Origin of the sequence: Microbispora sp. CSR-4 (assembly GCF_008033685.1) — a bacterium.
Lineage (GTDB): Bacteria > Actinomycetota > Actinomycetes > Streptosporangiales > Streptosporangiaceae > Microbispora.
Window position 1 is genome coordinate 110,641 of record NZ_VJVX01000012.1, and the last position, 14,789, is coordinate 125,429.

General features: G+C 72.2%; 15 protein-coding genes. 3 read left to right on the top strand and 12 right to left on the bottom strand.

From position 1 onward, the window contains the following. Window positions 1-104: 104 nt before the first annotated feature. The 8 genes from FLV34_RS12450 to FLV34_RS12480 all read right to left on the bottom strand — a co-directional run bounded on the left by FLV34_RS12450 (window position 105) and on the right by FLV34_RS12480 (window position 7,749). Window positions 105-2,279, bottom strand: a complete 2,175-nt coding sequence (locus tag FLV34_RS12450) for a multicopper oxidase family protein (RefSeq protein ID WP_147943134.1) — start codon at window positions 2,277-2,279, stop codon at window positions 105-107. Beyond that, a complete protein-coding gene (locus FLV34_RS12455) occupies window positions 2,276-2,731 on the bottom strand; it encodes a DUF6220 domain-containing protein (RefSeq protein WP_185949091.1) in 456 nt (151 codons plus the stop codon). Before FLV34_RS12455 ends, FLV34_RS12450 begins: the two co-directional genes overlap by 4 nt. 254 nt (window positions 2,732-2,985) lie before the next feature. Further along, a complete protein-coding gene (locus FLV34_RS12460) occupies window positions 2,986-3,177 on the bottom strand; it encodes a hypothetical protein (protein WP_142651546.1) in 192 nt (63 codons plus the stop codon). Window positions 3,178-3,370: 193 nt separating this feature from the next. Continuing rightward, on the bottom strand, window positions 3,371-4,432 hold the full coding sequence (locus tag FLV34_RS12465; RefSeq protein ID WP_147943135.1) for a glycosyltransferase family 9 protein: 1,062 nt from the start codon (window positions 4,430-4,432) through the stop codon (window positions 3,371-3,373). Window positions 4,433-4,961: 529 nt separating this feature from the next. After that, window positions 4,962-5,954, bottom strand: coding sequence for a cation diffusion facilitator family transporter (locus tag FLV34_RS12470; protein WP_261985755.1), 993 nt, complete (start codon window positions 5,952-5,954; stop codon window positions 4,962-4,964). Further along, complete coding sequence (locus FLV34_RS42335; RefSeq protein ID WP_261985756.1) at window positions 5,948-6,157, bottom strand: hypothetical protein; 210 nt, start codon at window positions 6,155-6,157, stop codon at window positions 5,948-5,950. The genes FLV34_RS12470 and FLV34_RS42335 overlap by 7 nt, the downstream gene beginning before the upstream one ends. Further along, window positions 6,154-6,561, bottom strand: a complete 408-nt coding sequence (locus FLV34_RS12475; protein WP_260617510.1) for a helix-turn-helix transcriptional regulator — start codon at window positions 6,559-6,561, stop codon at window positions 6,154-6,156. The genes FLV34_RS42335 and FLV34_RS12475 overlap by 4 nt, the downstream gene beginning before the upstream one ends. A 231-nt stretch (window positions 6,562-6,792) precedes the next feature. Further along, window positions 6,793-7,749, bottom strand: coding sequence for a cell wall metabolism sensor histidine kinase WalK (locus tag FLV34_RS12480; RefSeq protein WP_168066509.1), 957 nt, complete (start codon window positions 7,747-7,749; stop codon window positions 6,793-6,795). Window positions 7,750-8,441: 692 nt separating this feature from the next. Between FLV34_RS12480 and FLV34_RS43250 the strand changes: the two genes are divergently transcribed. Further along, complete coding sequence (locus tag FLV34_RS43250) at window positions 8,442-9,200, top strand: lytic polysaccharide monooxygenase (RefSeq protein WP_142651541.1); 759 nt, start codon at window positions 8,442-8,444, stop codon at window positions 9,198-9,200. Between the two features lie 66 nt (window positions 9,201-9,266). On the opposite strand, the gene FLV34_RS12490 is transcribed toward FLV34_RS43250, so the two are convergent. Further along, window positions 9,267-9,848: an Ohr family peroxiredoxin gene (locus FLV34_RS12490; RefSeq protein WP_222709479.1), complete on the bottom strand. Its 582-nt coding sequence runs from the start codon at window positions 9,846-9,848 to the stop codon at window positions 9,267-9,269. Window positions 9,849-10,028: 180 nt separating this feature from the next. Between FLV34_RS12490 and FLV34_RS12495 the strand changes: the two genes are divergently transcribed. Then, on the top strand, window positions 10,029-10,982 hold the full coding sequence (locus FLV34_RS12495; protein WP_187280616.1) for a Gfo/Idh/MocA family protein: 954 nt from the start codon (window positions 10,029-10,031) through the stop codon (window positions 10,980-10,982). A gap of 163 nt (window positions 10,983-11,145) precedes the next feature. Here the strand turns inward: FLV34_RS12495 and FLV34_RS12500 are convergent, their stop codons facing one another. Continuing rightward, window positions 11,146-12,432 carry a hypothetical protein gene (locus tag FLV34_RS12500; protein ID WP_147943139.1) on the bottom strand — a complete coding sequence of 429 codons (1,287 nt, stop codon included), beginning with the start codon at window positions 12,430-12,432 and terminating at the stop codon, window positions 11,146-11,148. 50 nt (window positions 12,433-12,482) lie between these two features. Here FLV34_RS12500 and FLV34_RS12505 point away from each other — a divergent pair, with 50 nt between their 5' ends. Next, a complete protein-coding gene (locus FLV34_RS12505) occupies window positions 12,483-13,100 on the top strand; it encodes an HAD family hydrolase (protein WP_260617509.1) in 618 nt (205 codons plus the stop codon). Window positions 13,101-13,243: 143 nt separating this feature from the next. Here the strand turns inward: FLV34_RS12505 and FLV34_RS12510 are convergent, their stop codons facing one another. Both FLV34_RS12510 and FLV34_RS12515 read right to left on the bottom strand, forming a co-directional pair. Further along, window positions 13,244-13,918 carry an HAD family hydrolase gene (locus FLV34_RS12510; RefSeq protein WP_142651538.1) on the bottom strand — a complete coding sequence of 225 codons (675 nt, stop codon included), beginning with the start codon at window positions 13,916-13,918 and terminating at the stop codon, window positions 13,244-13,246. 223 nt (window positions 13,919-14,141) lie between these two features. Further along, entirely contained in the window at window positions 14,142-14,747 is a 606-nt protein-coding gene (locus tag FLV34_RS12515; RefSeq protein WP_142651537.1) for a TetR/AcrR family transcriptional regulator, read from the bottom strand. Between the last annotated feature and the right edge of the window lie 42 nt (window positions 14,748-14,789).

A 14,789-nucleotide genomic window follows, 5' to 3' on the forward strand; every position in this document is an offset into this window, starting at 1 on the left:
GTTCTGCTCACCCGAAGTTCTGATCTTATTACCGTGCGTTTACACCTCGGTGGAATTCCCGCTGTGATTTTTTACTCGACGCCTTGGGAAAAAGGGTGATTCAGTCACCCGCCGTGCGCGCCGTGGAAGGGCGAGGTCACCCCCTGGTAGGCCAGGTGCAGCATCATGCCTAGGTCGGCGTGGCTCAGGTTGTGGCAGTGGTTCATCCACAGTCCCGGGTTGTCGGCGCGGAAGGCCACCTCCCATACCTCGCCGGGCCGTACGTCGAAGGTGTCGAGCCACAGGGGACTGCCGGTGACGGAGTGGCCGTTCCGCGAGAGCACGAGCACCCGATGGCCGTGGAGATGCCAGGGGTGGGTGTCCCGGCCGCGGTTGACCACGGTGAGCCGCACCAGGTCGCCATCCCTGACCACTTCCGTGGGGATGTTGGGGAAGGCGAGGCCGTTCACCGTGTGCGCGTACGCCGGCTTCCCGTTCGTCAGCGCGAGCCCCCGGTCGAGGACGAGCGTGAAGTCGCGGTCGAACCGGCTGCGGGACGTGTACGGCGTGGGCGCGGGGGTGCCATATCGGGTGAGGTCCAGCTCCGGCCAGTCCGCCGTCTGACTGTCGGCGGCGGGAACGGCTCCGGCGCCCGCCGTCGCGCTCAGCGCGGTCGTGGGGCTGTCGCGCTGTGTTGTTGTGGGGCTGTCGCCCTGTGCCGCCGTCGTGCTCGGGCTCTCCGTCGCGGCGCTCGCGTCCTGCGCTGTTGTGGGGCTGGTGCCTTCCGGGACGAGCCGTACGGAGTCGGCGCGGTCGTCGATCTTCAGGACGACGGGGTCCGGCGGCATCGTGAACGCGAGGTCATACCGGCCGCCCGCCGCGAGTCGCAGGCCGACCTTGGCGAGCGTGCCCGGCCCGTTCAGGTCCGTCCCGTCCACCGCCACCAGCCGGTAGGGCGTGCCCGCCAGCGTGAACCGATGCGGCGTGTTGTCGGTGTTGATCAGGCGCAGCCGTACGGGCGTGCCGGGCGCGGCCTGCTTGACCAGGGACTGGTCGCGATCGCCCGTCACCAGCACGCCCCCGAGCGTGTGCACGGGCAGCGTGAGGTCCAGTCCTGTGGGCGCGGCTCCCTTCGGCGTGACGACGAGCGTGCCGTAGAGCCCCATGCGGACGCCGATGTCGGAGACCTCATGGGTGTGATACCAGTACGTCCCCACCTGCTCGGCGACGAAGCGGTAGACGAACTCCCCGCCGGGCGGCACGGCGTCCTGGGTGAGGCCGGGCACGCCGTCCTCGCCCGAGGGCACGTCATAGCCGTGCCAGTGGAGCGTCACGCCGGACGTGATGTCCGCGTTGCGCAGCCGCACCTCGATGAGGTCGCCCTGCTCGGCGGTGAGCGACGGCCCGGGGACCTGGCCGTTGAAGGTCCACGCCGACACCTTCCGTCCCGAAGACAGCGTGACGGTCGCCATGCGGGCCGTCAGGTCGAAGTGGCGTACGGCACCGCCCGGTGGAGGCGTGGCCGGGCCGCGCAGGTCGGTCACCGGACGAGGCGTCCCACCCGTGGCGGATCCTGCCGAGGCGGAGTGGCCGTGGGAGACGGGCTGCGCCCCCAGGTCCGTGGCCCCCTTGTCCGTGGCCCCCATGTCCATGGCACCCAGGTCCGTGGCCCCCATGTCCATCGCACCCATGGCGGCGCCGCCTTCCGGGGCGGAGCCCTCCGCCGTGGCCGGCGCGGAAGGAAGGAACACGAGAGCGGCGCCGAGCACGGCGGCCACGACGGTTGCCGCAGTCGCGGACCGCAGCCCGGGTACGCGCGCGCTCATCGCTCTCCAGGTCCCCAGGACGGCCCCCGCGACTACGGCCAGGAGAAGGAGAGCGGTGCCCGGATCCGCCGGATATCCGATCAGGAAGGTCTGCACTATCCCGGCCGCCGCGGCGTACCCCGCGCCGAGCAGCGGCACCACGACCACGGGCGCTTTGACGGCGTCGCGCGACGCCGTGTCCGCCCGCCGGGCCGCCCGAAGCAGGCGCGGCCCGGCGAGCGCGGTGGCCACGAGACTCGCCGCGACGAGAAGTGGCAGCGCGAGGGTGATCTTCTCCTGCACGAACCACCAGCCGGCCCCGGCCAGGGCGAGGACGGACCAGACCCGGGCCAGGGACGCGACAAGAGCGACCGCGAACAGGGCCGCCGCCGTCCTCGGACGACGGGCCGCGGCGGTCACGCCCGCGCCCACCCACGTCGCCGCGGTCAGCACCGAGACGAGCAGGTCGAGCGCCATGAGCAGGTCGGTCGTCATGATGCGCGAGCCGGACGGCCCTCTGCGGCGGCTTCCGACGAGGCGGGCCCGGCCGACATGAGCCGCCGTGCGTTACGGAACACCATGCCGCAGACGCCGAGGATGGCCATGCCGTTGATGGCGTGCAGACCGAGGATCGCCAGGGAGACCGGCGTCGTGTTGCCGGTGCTGTCGTCGAACAGGCCGCCCAGCGCGATGATCAGCGACTGCACGATGACGAGGCCGACGGGCAGGATGGTCAGCCCGATCTGGCGTCCCGGCGCCTTGGCGGCCGCCGCGGCGGCGGTGGCCACCAGTGACAGGATCGGGATGACCATCATGCCGTTCATGCTGTGCAGGCTGAACGAGGAGTCGTCCTGCGGCTTGTCGAACGCGCCGACGGCCGCGAGGTACATCTGGAGGACGGCGGCGGCGAGTAGCAGCCCCGCTAATGCCGTGTATACCTTTCGCATGTTTTTGCTCCCTTCGGTCGCGGGGGAATTCCGGAGTCACGGGGATCGTGTCCCACGCGGCCGGCGGTGTCGTCCCTCGTCGAGAGACACGTCGGCTACCGCCGGGGGAGTACGGGGACCCGGGCACCGTCCGTCCCCCGGGCGGTGTCTCGATCGTGCCGCCGGCGGGCCTCGGCGTCGTCGCACGCCGGGAGGCTCCCGGTGCTACCGCCGTCGCATCAGGGGCGTACGCCGCTACGACCGGGGGAGTACGGTCACCGCGGCCGGCCGGCGATGATGGCCGGGGTGATGGCGTCGGCGTGACAGTTCAGGGTCGTACGGCGCGGCCGATTCAGGGTTATACGGTGCGGCCGGTCGTACACGCAGACATTGACGTCCACCGGCGTGATCCGGCCGTCCGACGACAGCCGGATCGGCTTCCTCGCGGCGCGGGTCGTCTTCGCCACCGGGAGCCTCCGGTGTCCCGCTGGTTGTCGGGGCAGCCCCGCTGGTCGTCACGGCGTCCCGCTGGCCCGAGGCGTCGTGCTGGTTTGCCGGGGCGGTCCCGCTGACCCGAGGCGTCCTGCTGAATTGCCGGGGCGGTCCCGCTGATTCGAGGCGTCCTGCCGGTCGCGGAGGCGTCCGCTTGTCGTCTGGTCGTCAGGGTGTCCGGCTCTGGTGGCGGAGCAGGTCCTCCGCCTGCTCGACCACGTCGTCGACCGGAACGTCGGCCACCCACGACTCGTCGTGCGGGCACCGCGGCGGCCGCGCATCGTGGCCGTTCACGCCGCAGACCGGGCACCGCTCCGTCCAGGAGACCAGCGGCCGGTGGAGAGCCCGGCCGAAGGGCCCGGAGTTGATGAGATCGCCGCACCAGAAGATGCCGACTGTGGGCGTGCCGACCGCCGCGGCGAGGTGGCGGGGGCCGGTGTCGTTGGATATGACCAGGTCGCAGCGCTCGTACAGGGCGGCGAGGCCGCCGATGCCGAGCGTGCCGACCGCCGTGACGGCGGGCCGCCGCATCGCCGCCGCGACCTCCTCGACCACCTCCCGCTCGCTCTCGACGCCCGTGATCACGACCGGGCGGCCGAGCCGGTCGGCCGCCTCCGCGAAGGCCCGCGCCGGCCAGCGCCGCCGGGGGTCGCTCGCCCCCGGATGCAGCGCCACCAGGCCGGGAGGCGGCTCGCCGTACACGCGGGCGAGCTCGGCGTGGTCGGCGTCGGTCACCGCGATGCTCGGCTCGTACGCCTCGGCCGTCCCGCCGACCAGCGCGGCCACCTCCAGGTAGCGCAGCGTCTCGTGCTGGTAGTGGACGTACGGCACCCACCGGTCGAGCCGTACGGCGTCCGGCGTGCACAGACCGGCCGTGACGCGGGCGCCGATCGCCTTGACGAAGGGGTTGGAGTGGCGCCCGCCGTCGTGGATCTGTACGGCCAGGTCGAACCGGTGCTCGCGCAGTTCCTTGAACAGCGTCTCCGGAGCCGGGTAGCCGCCGTCCGTCGTCGACACCCCGGAGATCGGGGGCAGGGCGATGACGTCGTCGACCGGCCCCGGCCTGCCGTCCAGGAACCGGGCGTGCCAGGGGGTGCCGAGGAGGGTCAGCCGGGCCCCCGGGTAGGCCCGGCGGAGCGACTCCAGGGCGGGCATCGCGAGCACCAGGTCGCCCAGGGCGTTGGCCCGCAGCACCGCGACGCGGCGTACGCCCTCGATCAGCGCGCCCATGCCGTCTCTGACACGGTCTGCGCCGCGAGGGCGGCCGACGTGACGGCCGGCGCGCCCGGGAGGCCCCTGGTGGGCACGAGAACGTCCGGGTCGGACGGGGCGAACATGCGCGCCTGATACCCCTGAGGTCGGTTGGCAAACGGAGCCCGTCAGCCGAAGCCCGCGCGCAGCCCCCCCGATGAGGGCCGTCCGGGAATCGGCCGCACCGTCCGCACTCCCGTTCCCCGTGCCTCCGCCTGCCGTCCGGATTCCGCCATGTCCCTCGCCCCAGTTGGCTAGAGCACCACACCCGCCGAGGACGGAAGGGGCGACGGTCAGGAGAGGCATCCAGCGCTGGGAGACCTGATGTGGCGGCGGTGCGGCCCTGGGAGAGGCCGGGGGTCCGTCAGGAGAGGCGTCCGGCGTTCGGGAACCCCGATATATCGGCGGGGCGGGGGGCAGCCTTGAGGGGCCGGGGTCAGGAGAGGCGTCCGGCGCTCGGGAACCCTGATATATCGGCGGGGCGGTGGGCAGCCTTGAGGGGCCGGGGTCAGGAGAGGCGTCTCGCGCTGGGGAACCTGATGTAGCGGCGGGCGGCGCAGCTCTGCGAAGGACGGCTCTCCCCGGCCGCCGTCTGCCCGTTGACGTGCGCGGGGCCGTGCGCGTCCGCACAGTGGGGCTCGGCCGCCCCGGCCGCCGTCTCGCCGATCGCGAGAAGCTCGGGCGGGGCGTGGTCGACCTGCAGCGTGGTGTGTGCGATGCCGTACTCGTCGTGGACCATCCGCTGCGCGGCCTGCCGTACGGCGTGGCAGTCGGCGCCGGGCGCGACCAGGATGTGCGCCGACATGGCGGGGTAGCCGCTGGTGACCTCCCAGATGTGCAGGTCGTGCACCTCCACCACGTGTTCCAGTGCGGCGGCCTTGCGGCCGATCTCCGCGGGGTTCATCCCGGCGGGGGCGGCCTCCATGAAGACCCGGCCGGACTCGCGCACCAAATCCCACCCGGCCTTCAGCATCAGGGCGGCCACGACCAGGGCGGCCAGGGCGTCGGCCCGGCCCCAGCCGGTCAGCCAGATCACCGCGCCGGCGATGGTCGTGGCGACGAAGGCGAACAGGTCGTTGAGGATGTGCTGGAAGGCGCCCTCGACGTTCAGGCTGCCGCGGTTGGCTCTGCTCAGCAGCCAGGTCGCGGCCAGGTTCACGACGATTCCGGCGATGCCGGTCGCGACGACGTACGCGCCGTGGACCTCGGGCGGCTCGATCAGCCTGCATACGGCCTCATAGACGAAGTAGACGCTGAGCAGCAGCAGCGTGATGCCGTTGATCTGGGCACTGATGATCTCGGCGCGTTTCAGGCCGTAGGTGAAGCCGCCCTGCGGCGGGCGGGCGGCGATCCGCATCGCGATGATCGCGAAGGCGATGGCGATGGCGTCGGTGAGCATGTGCCCGGCGTCGGAGACCAGGGCCAGGGAGTGCGCGATGACGCCGATGACGACCTCGACCGCCATGAAACCGAGGATGAGCGCCAGCGCGCCGGTCAGCAGCCGCCGGTCGGCCTCGGCGCTGACCGCGTGCCCGTGACCGTGTCCATGACCATGACCATGACCATGACCGCGACCGCGAGCGCCACCGCGCGCATGGTCTCGGCCGCGGCCGCGGCCGTGCGCGTCGTCATGGTCGCGCGCGTGCCCGTGCTCGCGGTCGTCGCCCGTCCCGGTGTGGTGCCCGTGCTCCCTACCGGCTTCACCCATCGTCGCGGTCCTTCTCCTCATGTCCGATGTGCGTGATCGCCAGGTCGAACAGCAGCCGCACGTGCGAGTCCGCGAGGCGGTAATAGGCCATCCTTCCCGCGCGCCGCACCTTCACCACGTTGTGGACTCGGAGCAGGCGCAGGGCGTGCGACGCTGCGGACATGCTGTGGCCGGTCGCCGCGGCGAGATCGCAGACGCACATCTCGCCGCCCTCGAGTAGCGCCGCGATCAGCCGCAGTCGCCCGGGATCTGCGAGGAGGCCGAAGACCTGTGCCAGGTCCTCCACCGTCCCATGGGACGGCATGGCCCTCCTGACCGTCTCCACCCGGTGGGCGTCCACCACCGGGAGCGCGCAGGAGTCGGCCGTCGCGAGATCCACAACACTTGAACGATCGTTCACTCGTTTGAGTGTAGGTCGCGGACGCGTCATGTCAACGCGTTCCCGGTCGTTCTCTGCCGAACCCGCCACGGAGCTTCGGAGCTCTGCGGTTCGGGGCTTCGGGGGCTCCGGGGTTCCGCGGTGCGGGAATACGGGGGTATGGGGTGCGGGGGTCGGAAGTCGGCGGTTCGGGGATTCCGGGTGCTGGGGCTCCGGGGTTCGGCGGGTGCGGGGATACGGGGGTTCGGGGGTTCAGGGGGCGAGCGGCAGCCGCAGCACGAAGCGCGCCCCCTCGGCGCTGTCTTCGATGGTCAGCCGGCCGCCGTGGTTCTGGGCGACCTGGCGGGCGATGGCCAGCCCCAGCCCGGCTCCTCCCGCGTCCCTGCTGCGGGCCGCGTCGAGCCGCGTGAACCGCTGGAAGACCTTCTCCCGCTGCTCGCTGGGGATCCCGGGGCCATCGTCGGCCACTTCGAGCACGGCCGTTCCGTTCAGTGATGCATCCGGCGATCTGTCCGGTGATCCCCCGGGTTCGCGCGGTTCTCGTGGTTCGCGCCACACGGTGACCGTGACCGTGCTGGCGGCGTGCCGCTGCGCGTTGCCGATGAGGTTGCTGATGAGGCTGCCGAGCGAGTGGGGGTCTCCCAGCACGACGACGTCCGGGTCGAGCAGGGGGACCAGCCGCTTCGTGATGGGCAGCATCTGTAGCTCGCCTTCGGCGAGCTTGCCGAGATCCACCCGCTGCCGCCGGACGGGCAGCGCGTCGCTTTCCAACTGCGAGAGCGCCAGCAGGTCGGTCGCGATCCGCTGCAGCCGGTCGAGGCTCGGCAGCAGCGCCATGGCCAGGGTGGTCACGTCGGTCTCCTGCGGTGCCTGAAGCGCGTCCTCGATCTGCGTACGCATGGCGGTCATCGGGGTGCGTAGCTCATGGGAGGCGTCGGAGCTGAAACGGCGCTGCCGTTCCAGTGCCTCCTCCAGTTGCCCGAGCGTACGGTTCATGCCGGGTGCAAGGCAGTCGGCCTCGTCGGGCACCGGGGCCGGCCGCTGCGAGCCCTCCTCCTCACCCTCGTCCGGCTCGGTCCGGGGCGCCGGTGACGGCGAGATCATTCGGCCGGTCAGGCGGAGGCCGAGATACGCGACCGTCCCGGCCAGCAGGAGCACCCCGCAGATCAGCGCCAGGAGCACCACCGGGTCCCCGTACGCCGGGAGCACCGGCACAAGTTGGAGCGCACACAGCGTCCGGCAGAGCGTCTGACGCGGTGGACGAGACGGTGGCAGGCACGGTGGCTGACACGGCGTCCGGCACAGCGCCCGCCCCTTGTGCGGCGTCCTGCACAGCGCCCAGCCCTTGTGCAGGGCCCGACACAGCGCCTGGCGCTCGTGCGTAGCCCGGCCGTCGTGCGGGGCCGGGCCGTCGTGCGGGGCTCGGCTCTTGTACGGGGGTGGGCACAGCGCCTGGCGCTTGTGCGTAGCCCGGCCTTTGTGCGGGGGCGGGCCATCATGCGGGGCTCGGCTCTTGTGTGGGGGTGGACACGGCGTGTGGTCGTTGTGCGGGGGCGGGCCGGTGGCCAGTGGGTGATCCGCGAACAGCCACATCGACGTCGCCGCCGGACACGGCGGCACGGCGGCGACACCGTTGACCGGTGCCGGCAGGGCCGTGCTCGAACGTCGCGGCATGGCGCACATCCCCCTGAACATGGCGCACATCCCCCTGAACATGGCGCACATCCCCCTGAACTCAGTGCACCACGAGGGCATGCGGGAAGCCCCTCGGGGCCCTGCCAAGTCGCCTCGTCATGCTGGGCCGGCCCGCCTCCGCTTCCTGACTCCCGTTGTCATTGGGCCTTCACTGTTAGGAAACTTTCTTTTATATTTGCGCCACCCCCCAGCAGTGAGGAGCACACATGCGAAGGACGCTGACCTTCCTCGCGACGGCGACGATCGGTATCGGCGCCACGGTGTTCATCGCCTCACCGGCCCAGGCGCACGGATACATCTCGTCGCCCGCGAGCCGCCAGGCGATGTGCGCCCAGGGCCGCGTGCCCAATTGCGGCGACATCATCTACGAGCCCCAGAGCGTGGAAGGACCGAAGGGGCTGCGCAGTTGCAGCGGCGGCAACGCCCGCTTCGCCCAGCTCGACGACGAGAGCAAGCCCTGGCCGGCCACCAGTGTCGGCAACACCGTCACCTTCACGTGGTCGCTGACCGCCCGCCACTCGACCAGCACGTGGGAGTACTACATCGGAGGCACCCGGATCGCCGTCTTCGACGACCACGGGGCGCAGCCCCCGGCCACCGTCAGCCACTCCGTGAACCTGGGCGGACGGACGGGCCGGCAGAAGGTGCTGGCGATCTGGAACGTCGCCGACACCGCCAACGCGTTCTACGCCTGTGTCGACCTCCAGGTCGGCGGGGGCGGGACGCCCAGCCCGACGCCCACTCCGAGCCCGACTCCGACGCGCACTCCGACCCCGTCTCCCACGCCGACGCGCACGCCCACGCCCACACCGACCGTTCCCAAGGGCGCCTGGGCCGCCGGTACGGCGTACAAGGTGGGTGACCAGGTCACCTACGGCGGTGCGACGTACCGGTGCATCCAGGCCCACACGGCGCTCGCGGGCTGGGAGCCGCCGAACGTCCCCGCCCTGTGGCAGAGGATCTGAGACAGAGGGCGGCGCGTTCCGCTCTCCGCACCCGTCCCGGCCGCGGCCGGGACGGGTAGCGGGTGGTCAAGCGAGGTGGACGTGCACCTCGGCGCCCTGCGTGAAGGCCCGCGAATACGGGCACTCGCCATGGGCCTGCTCCACCAGCCTGCGGGCCGTCTCGGGCTCGACCCCCGGCAGGCGTACGGCCAGGTCGGTGGCGATCGTGTAGTCGTCGGCGGTGCCGCGCTTGCGCAGCGTGACGGCGGTGTCCACGGTGGCGCCGGAGGTGTTGACGCCCTGCCGCCCGGCGACCAGCGCGAGCGAGTTGTGGAAACAGGAGGCGTACGCCGCGGCGAGCAGTTGCTCGGGGTTGGTCGCCCCGCCGGGGCCGCCCAGCTCGCCCGGCGCCTTGACGTGGACGTCGAGCATGCCGTCGTCCGACGTCACCGTGCCGTGCGCGGACGAGGCCCGGGCCGTGTAGAGGTCGTCATACGATCCGCCGCGCCGTTCGAAGTGCTCGGGCCGTTCTGGCCGCTGGGGTCGCTCGGCGGGTCGGCCCTCGGGCATCCGGCCGGTGAGCTCCGCCTCGACTCCGGGCCCCGAGTAGTCGGGTCCGGGCGCCCGATCAGTTGGCAGATGGGCGAATCGCCGTGTTTCCTCGCTCATTTTCGTGCGTCCCTCATCCGCTCGCCGGCGTCCCGGTCGGCGGGTCACGTACCCGGCAGGCTTCCCGATATCGGACTTTGGAGGCAAAAGTTCCCATCAATACCGCTGTGCTACGGTCCCGGCAGGCATTCCCCGGTGAATGGCGAAATGTCGGCAACGGCGGCAAGGAGTGGGTGCGGTATGAGTGGGGCTGTCCGGTGGGGCGTCCTCGGGACGGCGGGCATCGCCGCGCGGGCGTTCCTGCCCGCGTTGCGTGAGGCCGGCGGGGGCACGGCCGCTGTGGTGGCGGGCCGTGATCTGTCCAGGGCCGAGGAGTTCGCCGCGCGGAACGGCGTGACCCGGGCCGTACGCGGCTACGAGGCCGTCATCGAGGACCCGTCGATCGACGCGGTGTACATCCCGCTGCCGAACGCCCTGCACGCGCAGTGGACCATCGCCGCCCTGGAAGCGGGCAAGGCGGTCCTGTGCGAGAAGCCGCTGTGCCTCACGGCCGAAGAGGCCGGGAACGTCATCGAGGTGGCGCGCCGTTCGGCCCGGCCGCTCTGGGAGGCGTTCGTCTTCCCGTTCCACCCGCAGACGGCCCGGCTGCGCGGCCTGCTCGCCGACGGCGCGATCGGCGAACTGCGGGAGATCTGGTCGTCGTTCACCTTCACGATGGAGGGCACCGAGGACATCCGGCTCGACCCCGCCCTCGGCGGCGGTGCGCTCTATGACGTGGGCTGCTATCCCGTACGGCTCGCGCACCTGCTGTTCGGCGGCGACGCCGTGGCCGGGCACGCCGTCTCGGTCAAGGGCGAGGCGGGGGTGGACATCGAGACCGCCGGGGTCCTGGAGTTCGACTCCGGCCGGCTGATGATGAGCTGCAGCTTCGCCCTGCCGTTCACGACGTACCCCCGCCTGGTCGGCACCGGCGGAGAGATCCGGGTGACCAACCCGTTCCACCCCGGGCCGCACGACGGGCTCGAAGTGTGGCGTGACGGGCGTCTGGTCGCCCGGCACGAGCCGGGCGAGGGCACCGCGTTCTCCTGGGGCATCCGCCACATCCACGAGGTGCTGCGCGGAGAGGCCGAGCCCCGGCACACGGCGGCCGATGACTCCCTCGGCACCGCCCGGTCCCTCGACATGCTGCGCTGACGGAGCCTGCCCTCCGGCCGCCTACGGGGGCCTCCGGGGCCTCGTGGTCGAGACGGTCGAGGCGGCCGGGGTGGTCGTGTGGTCGTGTGGTCGTCAAGGATGGCCAGGTCGGAGCGTCCGGGTCCATGGGTGCTCAGGCCGGGGCTGCCCGGGTCGGCCGAGGTCACGGTGCGGTGAGCGCCGCGCAGAGCTCGCGCGGGAAGCGCGGCTCCGCGGTGAGCACGTCGCCGCACCCGGGCTTGGTCGTGCCCGCGATCACCCGCCGGCCGGTGGGCGTCGCGCGGTAGAAGTCCCGGGTCGTCCGGGACGCGCCCGCACACTCGCCCGGCCTCTCGCACCCCGGCCCGCCGCTGATCGAGATGTCCATGACGAGCCACTTCCCGTCGCATCCCCGCTCATGGTGATAGCTGTGCTCCGGCGCGTCCGCGTCCCTGGCCGCCCGGTAGTAGGAGTCGGAGGTGCAGCCCGTCGGCGCCGGGTGACAGCCCGGCTCGCCGCAGCGGCGCAGCAGGCCCGGCCGGTCGAGGGTGTAGAGCTGGTCGAGGTTGACGACCACGTCGCGCTCGCCGAGCGGCTTGGGCAGCGGCACCTCCACCGGCACCGTACGCTCGCCGGGGCAGCCGTTCCCGGCCATCAGGAGCCGGGACTCGAAGCGGATGTCGACGCGGACCAGCTTCGGCTCGAAGCCGTCCAGCCTGCCGGTCGGCCCCCGCAGGCAGCCGTCGGGACCGTCGGGCACCCGGGCGTCGAGCGTCAGCACCCTGCCGTCGCGCGAGACGCGTACCTCGGTGACCGTGGACACGGCGTAGGTGACCCAGCGGGTGGTGTCCTCGTGCGTGACGATCGAGGGGGTGGCCTCCCCGGTCGCGCCAGCGCGGCGCAGCGCCCGTACGCCGAGCTCGTTCACCAGCGTGGCGTCCCCGCCCGTGCTCTCCAGGACGGAGACGATCTGGTCGCCGGCCCGGCCGACCAGGTAGACGCCCGTCGTCTCCGTGCCGTCATTGAGGCGGTCGTGCTGCACCAGCATCGTGCCGGGCACGCCGATGTCCCTGGCGACGAGGGAGTAATGATCCTCCTCGTCCTGGCAGCGTCCGAGCCGTTCGCCCAGCTCGTCGAGGTACGTCTGCGCGCCGCCGGGGCGGTAGGCGGCCACGTAGTCGTAGATCTGGAAGCGGCGGTCGCCGCCCCCGGGAGCCATGCTCGCGGTGATCGCCCGCGTGTCCAGGCGGTCGTCGTCGCTGCGGAGCGGTTCGTCCGGGCAGGGCGCGGGCACGAGCGGCGGGTGCGCGCCGGACACCTCGGAGGGCCACGCGCCGTACAGGTCCGCCGCGCCCAGCATGCCCTCGCCGCCCGCGCCGGCGTGGACGAGGCCGCAGGCCGACAGCGCCGTGCACAGGACTCCGCACAGCACCGCGCACAGGACGAGGAGGGGCAGCCGTCTGACCGTCACCCATCGATCATGTCATTCGGGGTTCGGCCCACGCGTGGTATGGATGGGCGGTGACGAACCCCCGGCCGTACGACGCGGTGCTGTGTGACTTCGACGGTGTCATCCGCTTCCACGACCAGTCGGAGCTGACCGAGCTGGAACGGGCCATGGGCCTGGCCGAAGGCACCACCGCGAAGGTCGTCTTCGCGCCCGAGGTGGACCGGCCCGCGCTGCTGGGACAGATCACCGTCGAGCAGTGGACGGAGGCGGCCGAGGCCGCCCTTGCCCTCCAGGTGCCGCGGGAACAGGCCCGCGCGCTGGTCACGGCGTTCATCAAGGCGCCCGCCCGGGCGGACGAGGACGTGCTCGACCTGCTGCGCCGGGCCCAGGCGCACGTGCCGGTCGTGCTGGTCACCAACGCGACGCTGGACCTGGAGGACGATCTCGCCTGGCTGGGCCTGAGCCACTTCGCCGACGAGGTGGTCAGCAGCGCCCGGGTCGGCGTGGTCAAGCCCGACCCCCGCATCTACGAGATCGCCGCCGAGCGTGCGGGTGTGCCGCTCGGGCGATGCCTGTTCGTGGACGACCGTGCGGAGAACGTCGAAGCGGCCAGGGCGCTCGGCATGACGGCCGTCCTGTTCACCGGCCTGCCCGACCTGGAGACGGCCCTCGCACCGCTGCTGGGCTGACCCAGAGCCGGATTCCGGCAGCCGGGCCGTTGTCCGGCCGCAGGAAGCGGCGCGCGCCTGCTGCTGGGCCGGCCCTCGTCCGGGCGAGGCCGGGCGATCCCGAGAGCCGGGGCCGCGTCCGGTCACAGAGGGCCGAGCTTCTGCTATCGGCGTTCTGCTATCGGGTGTTCCACGCCGGACAGCAGGATGCCGATCGCCTCGGTCACGTCGGTGACGGTGTGGTCCGGTGCGGGCTCCTGGCCCGCCCAGGTGCCCCGGTCGATCCAGATCGTGGCGAACCCGATGGCCCGCCCCCCCGCCACGTCCATCACCGGGTGGTCACCGATCACCCATCCGCCCGCGCCGAGGCTCGCGCCCGCACGGGTCGCGGCGATCTCGAACAGCCCCCGCTCGGGCTTGCGGACGCCTTCCGCCCCGGAGACGGCCCACGCGTCGACCACCTCGTCGAGGCCGGTGCTCCGGATCTTGCCGAGCTGGTTGTCCGCGCGCCCGTTGGTCACGATGGCCACCCGCCAGCCCGCCGTACGCAGGCGGGTCAGGCCGTCGCGCACCTGCTGCGGGCAGCGGGCGAGGCGCGGCATCCGGCGCCGGTACGCGGCGTAAAGGTCCTCGACCTGGCCGTCGATCCCGAAATCCTCCTTCACCTGCGCGAAGAGCGCTTCGCGTGGCAGGTAGCCGTGCCCGTTGAGGGCGACGAGCCGCTCGACCGCCTCGGCGTCCAGGCCGTGGTCGTCCGCGAACTCCTCGGCCCACCGGCGGAATGCCTCGTCGTGGTCGACCAGTGTGTTGTCCAGATCGAAGAGCGCCAGCCTCGTCACGTCTGATCACGCTACCCGCCCGAGGCGGCGTACGTGGAGACGGCCGTACGGGGGGCTGACCACGAGCGATCGGGAGGACGTTGCCGCCGCGGAAGTGTTCGACGCTGTCCGCGTGGAGGCGTTGCCGCTGCTCCGGCCGGGTGGGCCGCGTTGCTCGGCGGCGTCAGGGCCGGGGAGTTCGAGCCCGGTTCGCGGTGACCTTGTCGGAGAAGGGGGTGGCTTCCTACGCCCGAGACCCGGTCCGTACGACGCCGGCGACGACCGTGGTGACCATCTTGTGTACGGCGTCGGCCTGCGGCGGGCCGCCGTCCCGGTCGGCGAACAGCAGGTGTGAGGCGCCGAGCAGCGTGGGGGCGAGCGTGTCGACGTCGGCGTCCGCCGCGATGCGGCCGAGGTCGCGCTCGGCGGCGAGGTAGGAGGCCAGCATGGCCGCGGCCTCCGTCAGGAGCGGGAGGCCGGGGCCCGGCCTGGCCTGACGCAGCCGGGCGCGCAGGGCGTCGCGGGAGATGATCAGGCCGACGACCGCCATGGCGACCGACCCGAACAGGTCGGTCAGCACGGTCGTGAGGTTGCCGATCACGGTGCCTGTCCCGGCGGCGCGGCGAAGGGCGTCGGCCTCGGCGTCGAGCCTGGCGATGCGGTCGAGCACGAGCTCGGCGAGGAAGGCGTCGAAGTCGGCGAAGTGCCGGTGCAGGACGCCCTTGGCGCAGCCAGCCTCGGTGGTGACCGCTCTGCTGGTCAGCCCGCTCACCCCGTCGCGGAGCAGGACGCGCTCCGCGGCCTCGAACAACTGCTCCCGCGCGTCGCGGAGGGCAACCCCTGTCGGCACCGTTCCATCCCTCCTGTCCGTGCGTCGAGATTATCCGAATTG

What these genes read in the sequence shown, in the direction of transcription:
- FLV34_RS12450 (WP_147943134.1), bottom strand. Translation starts at nt 2,279, where the DNA reads ATGACGACCGACCTGCTCATGGCGCTCGACCTGCTCGTCTCGGTGCTG.
- FLV34_RS12465 (WP_147943135.1), bottom strand. Translation starts at nt 4,432, where the DNA reads ATGGGCGCGCTGATCGAGGGCGTACGCCGCGTCGCGGTGCTGCGGGCC.
- FLV34_RS12495 (WP_187280616.1), top strand. Translation starts at nt 10,029, where the DNA reads ATGAGTGGGGCTGTCCGGTGGGGCGTCCTCGGGACGGCGGGCATCGCC.
- FLV34_RS43250 (WP_142651541.1), top strand. Translation starts at nt 8,442, where the DNA reads ATGCGAAGGACGCTGACCTTCCTCGCGACGGCGACGATCGGTATCGGC.
- FLV34_RS12490 (WP_222709479.1), bottom strand. Translation starts at nt 9,848, where the DNA reads ATGAGCGAGGAAACACGGCGATTCGCCCATCTGCCAACTGATCGGGCG.
- FLV34_RS12455 (WP_185949091.1), bottom strand. Translation starts at nt 2,731, where the DNA reads ATGCGAAAGGTATACACGGCATTAGCGGGGCTGCTACTCGCCGCCGCC.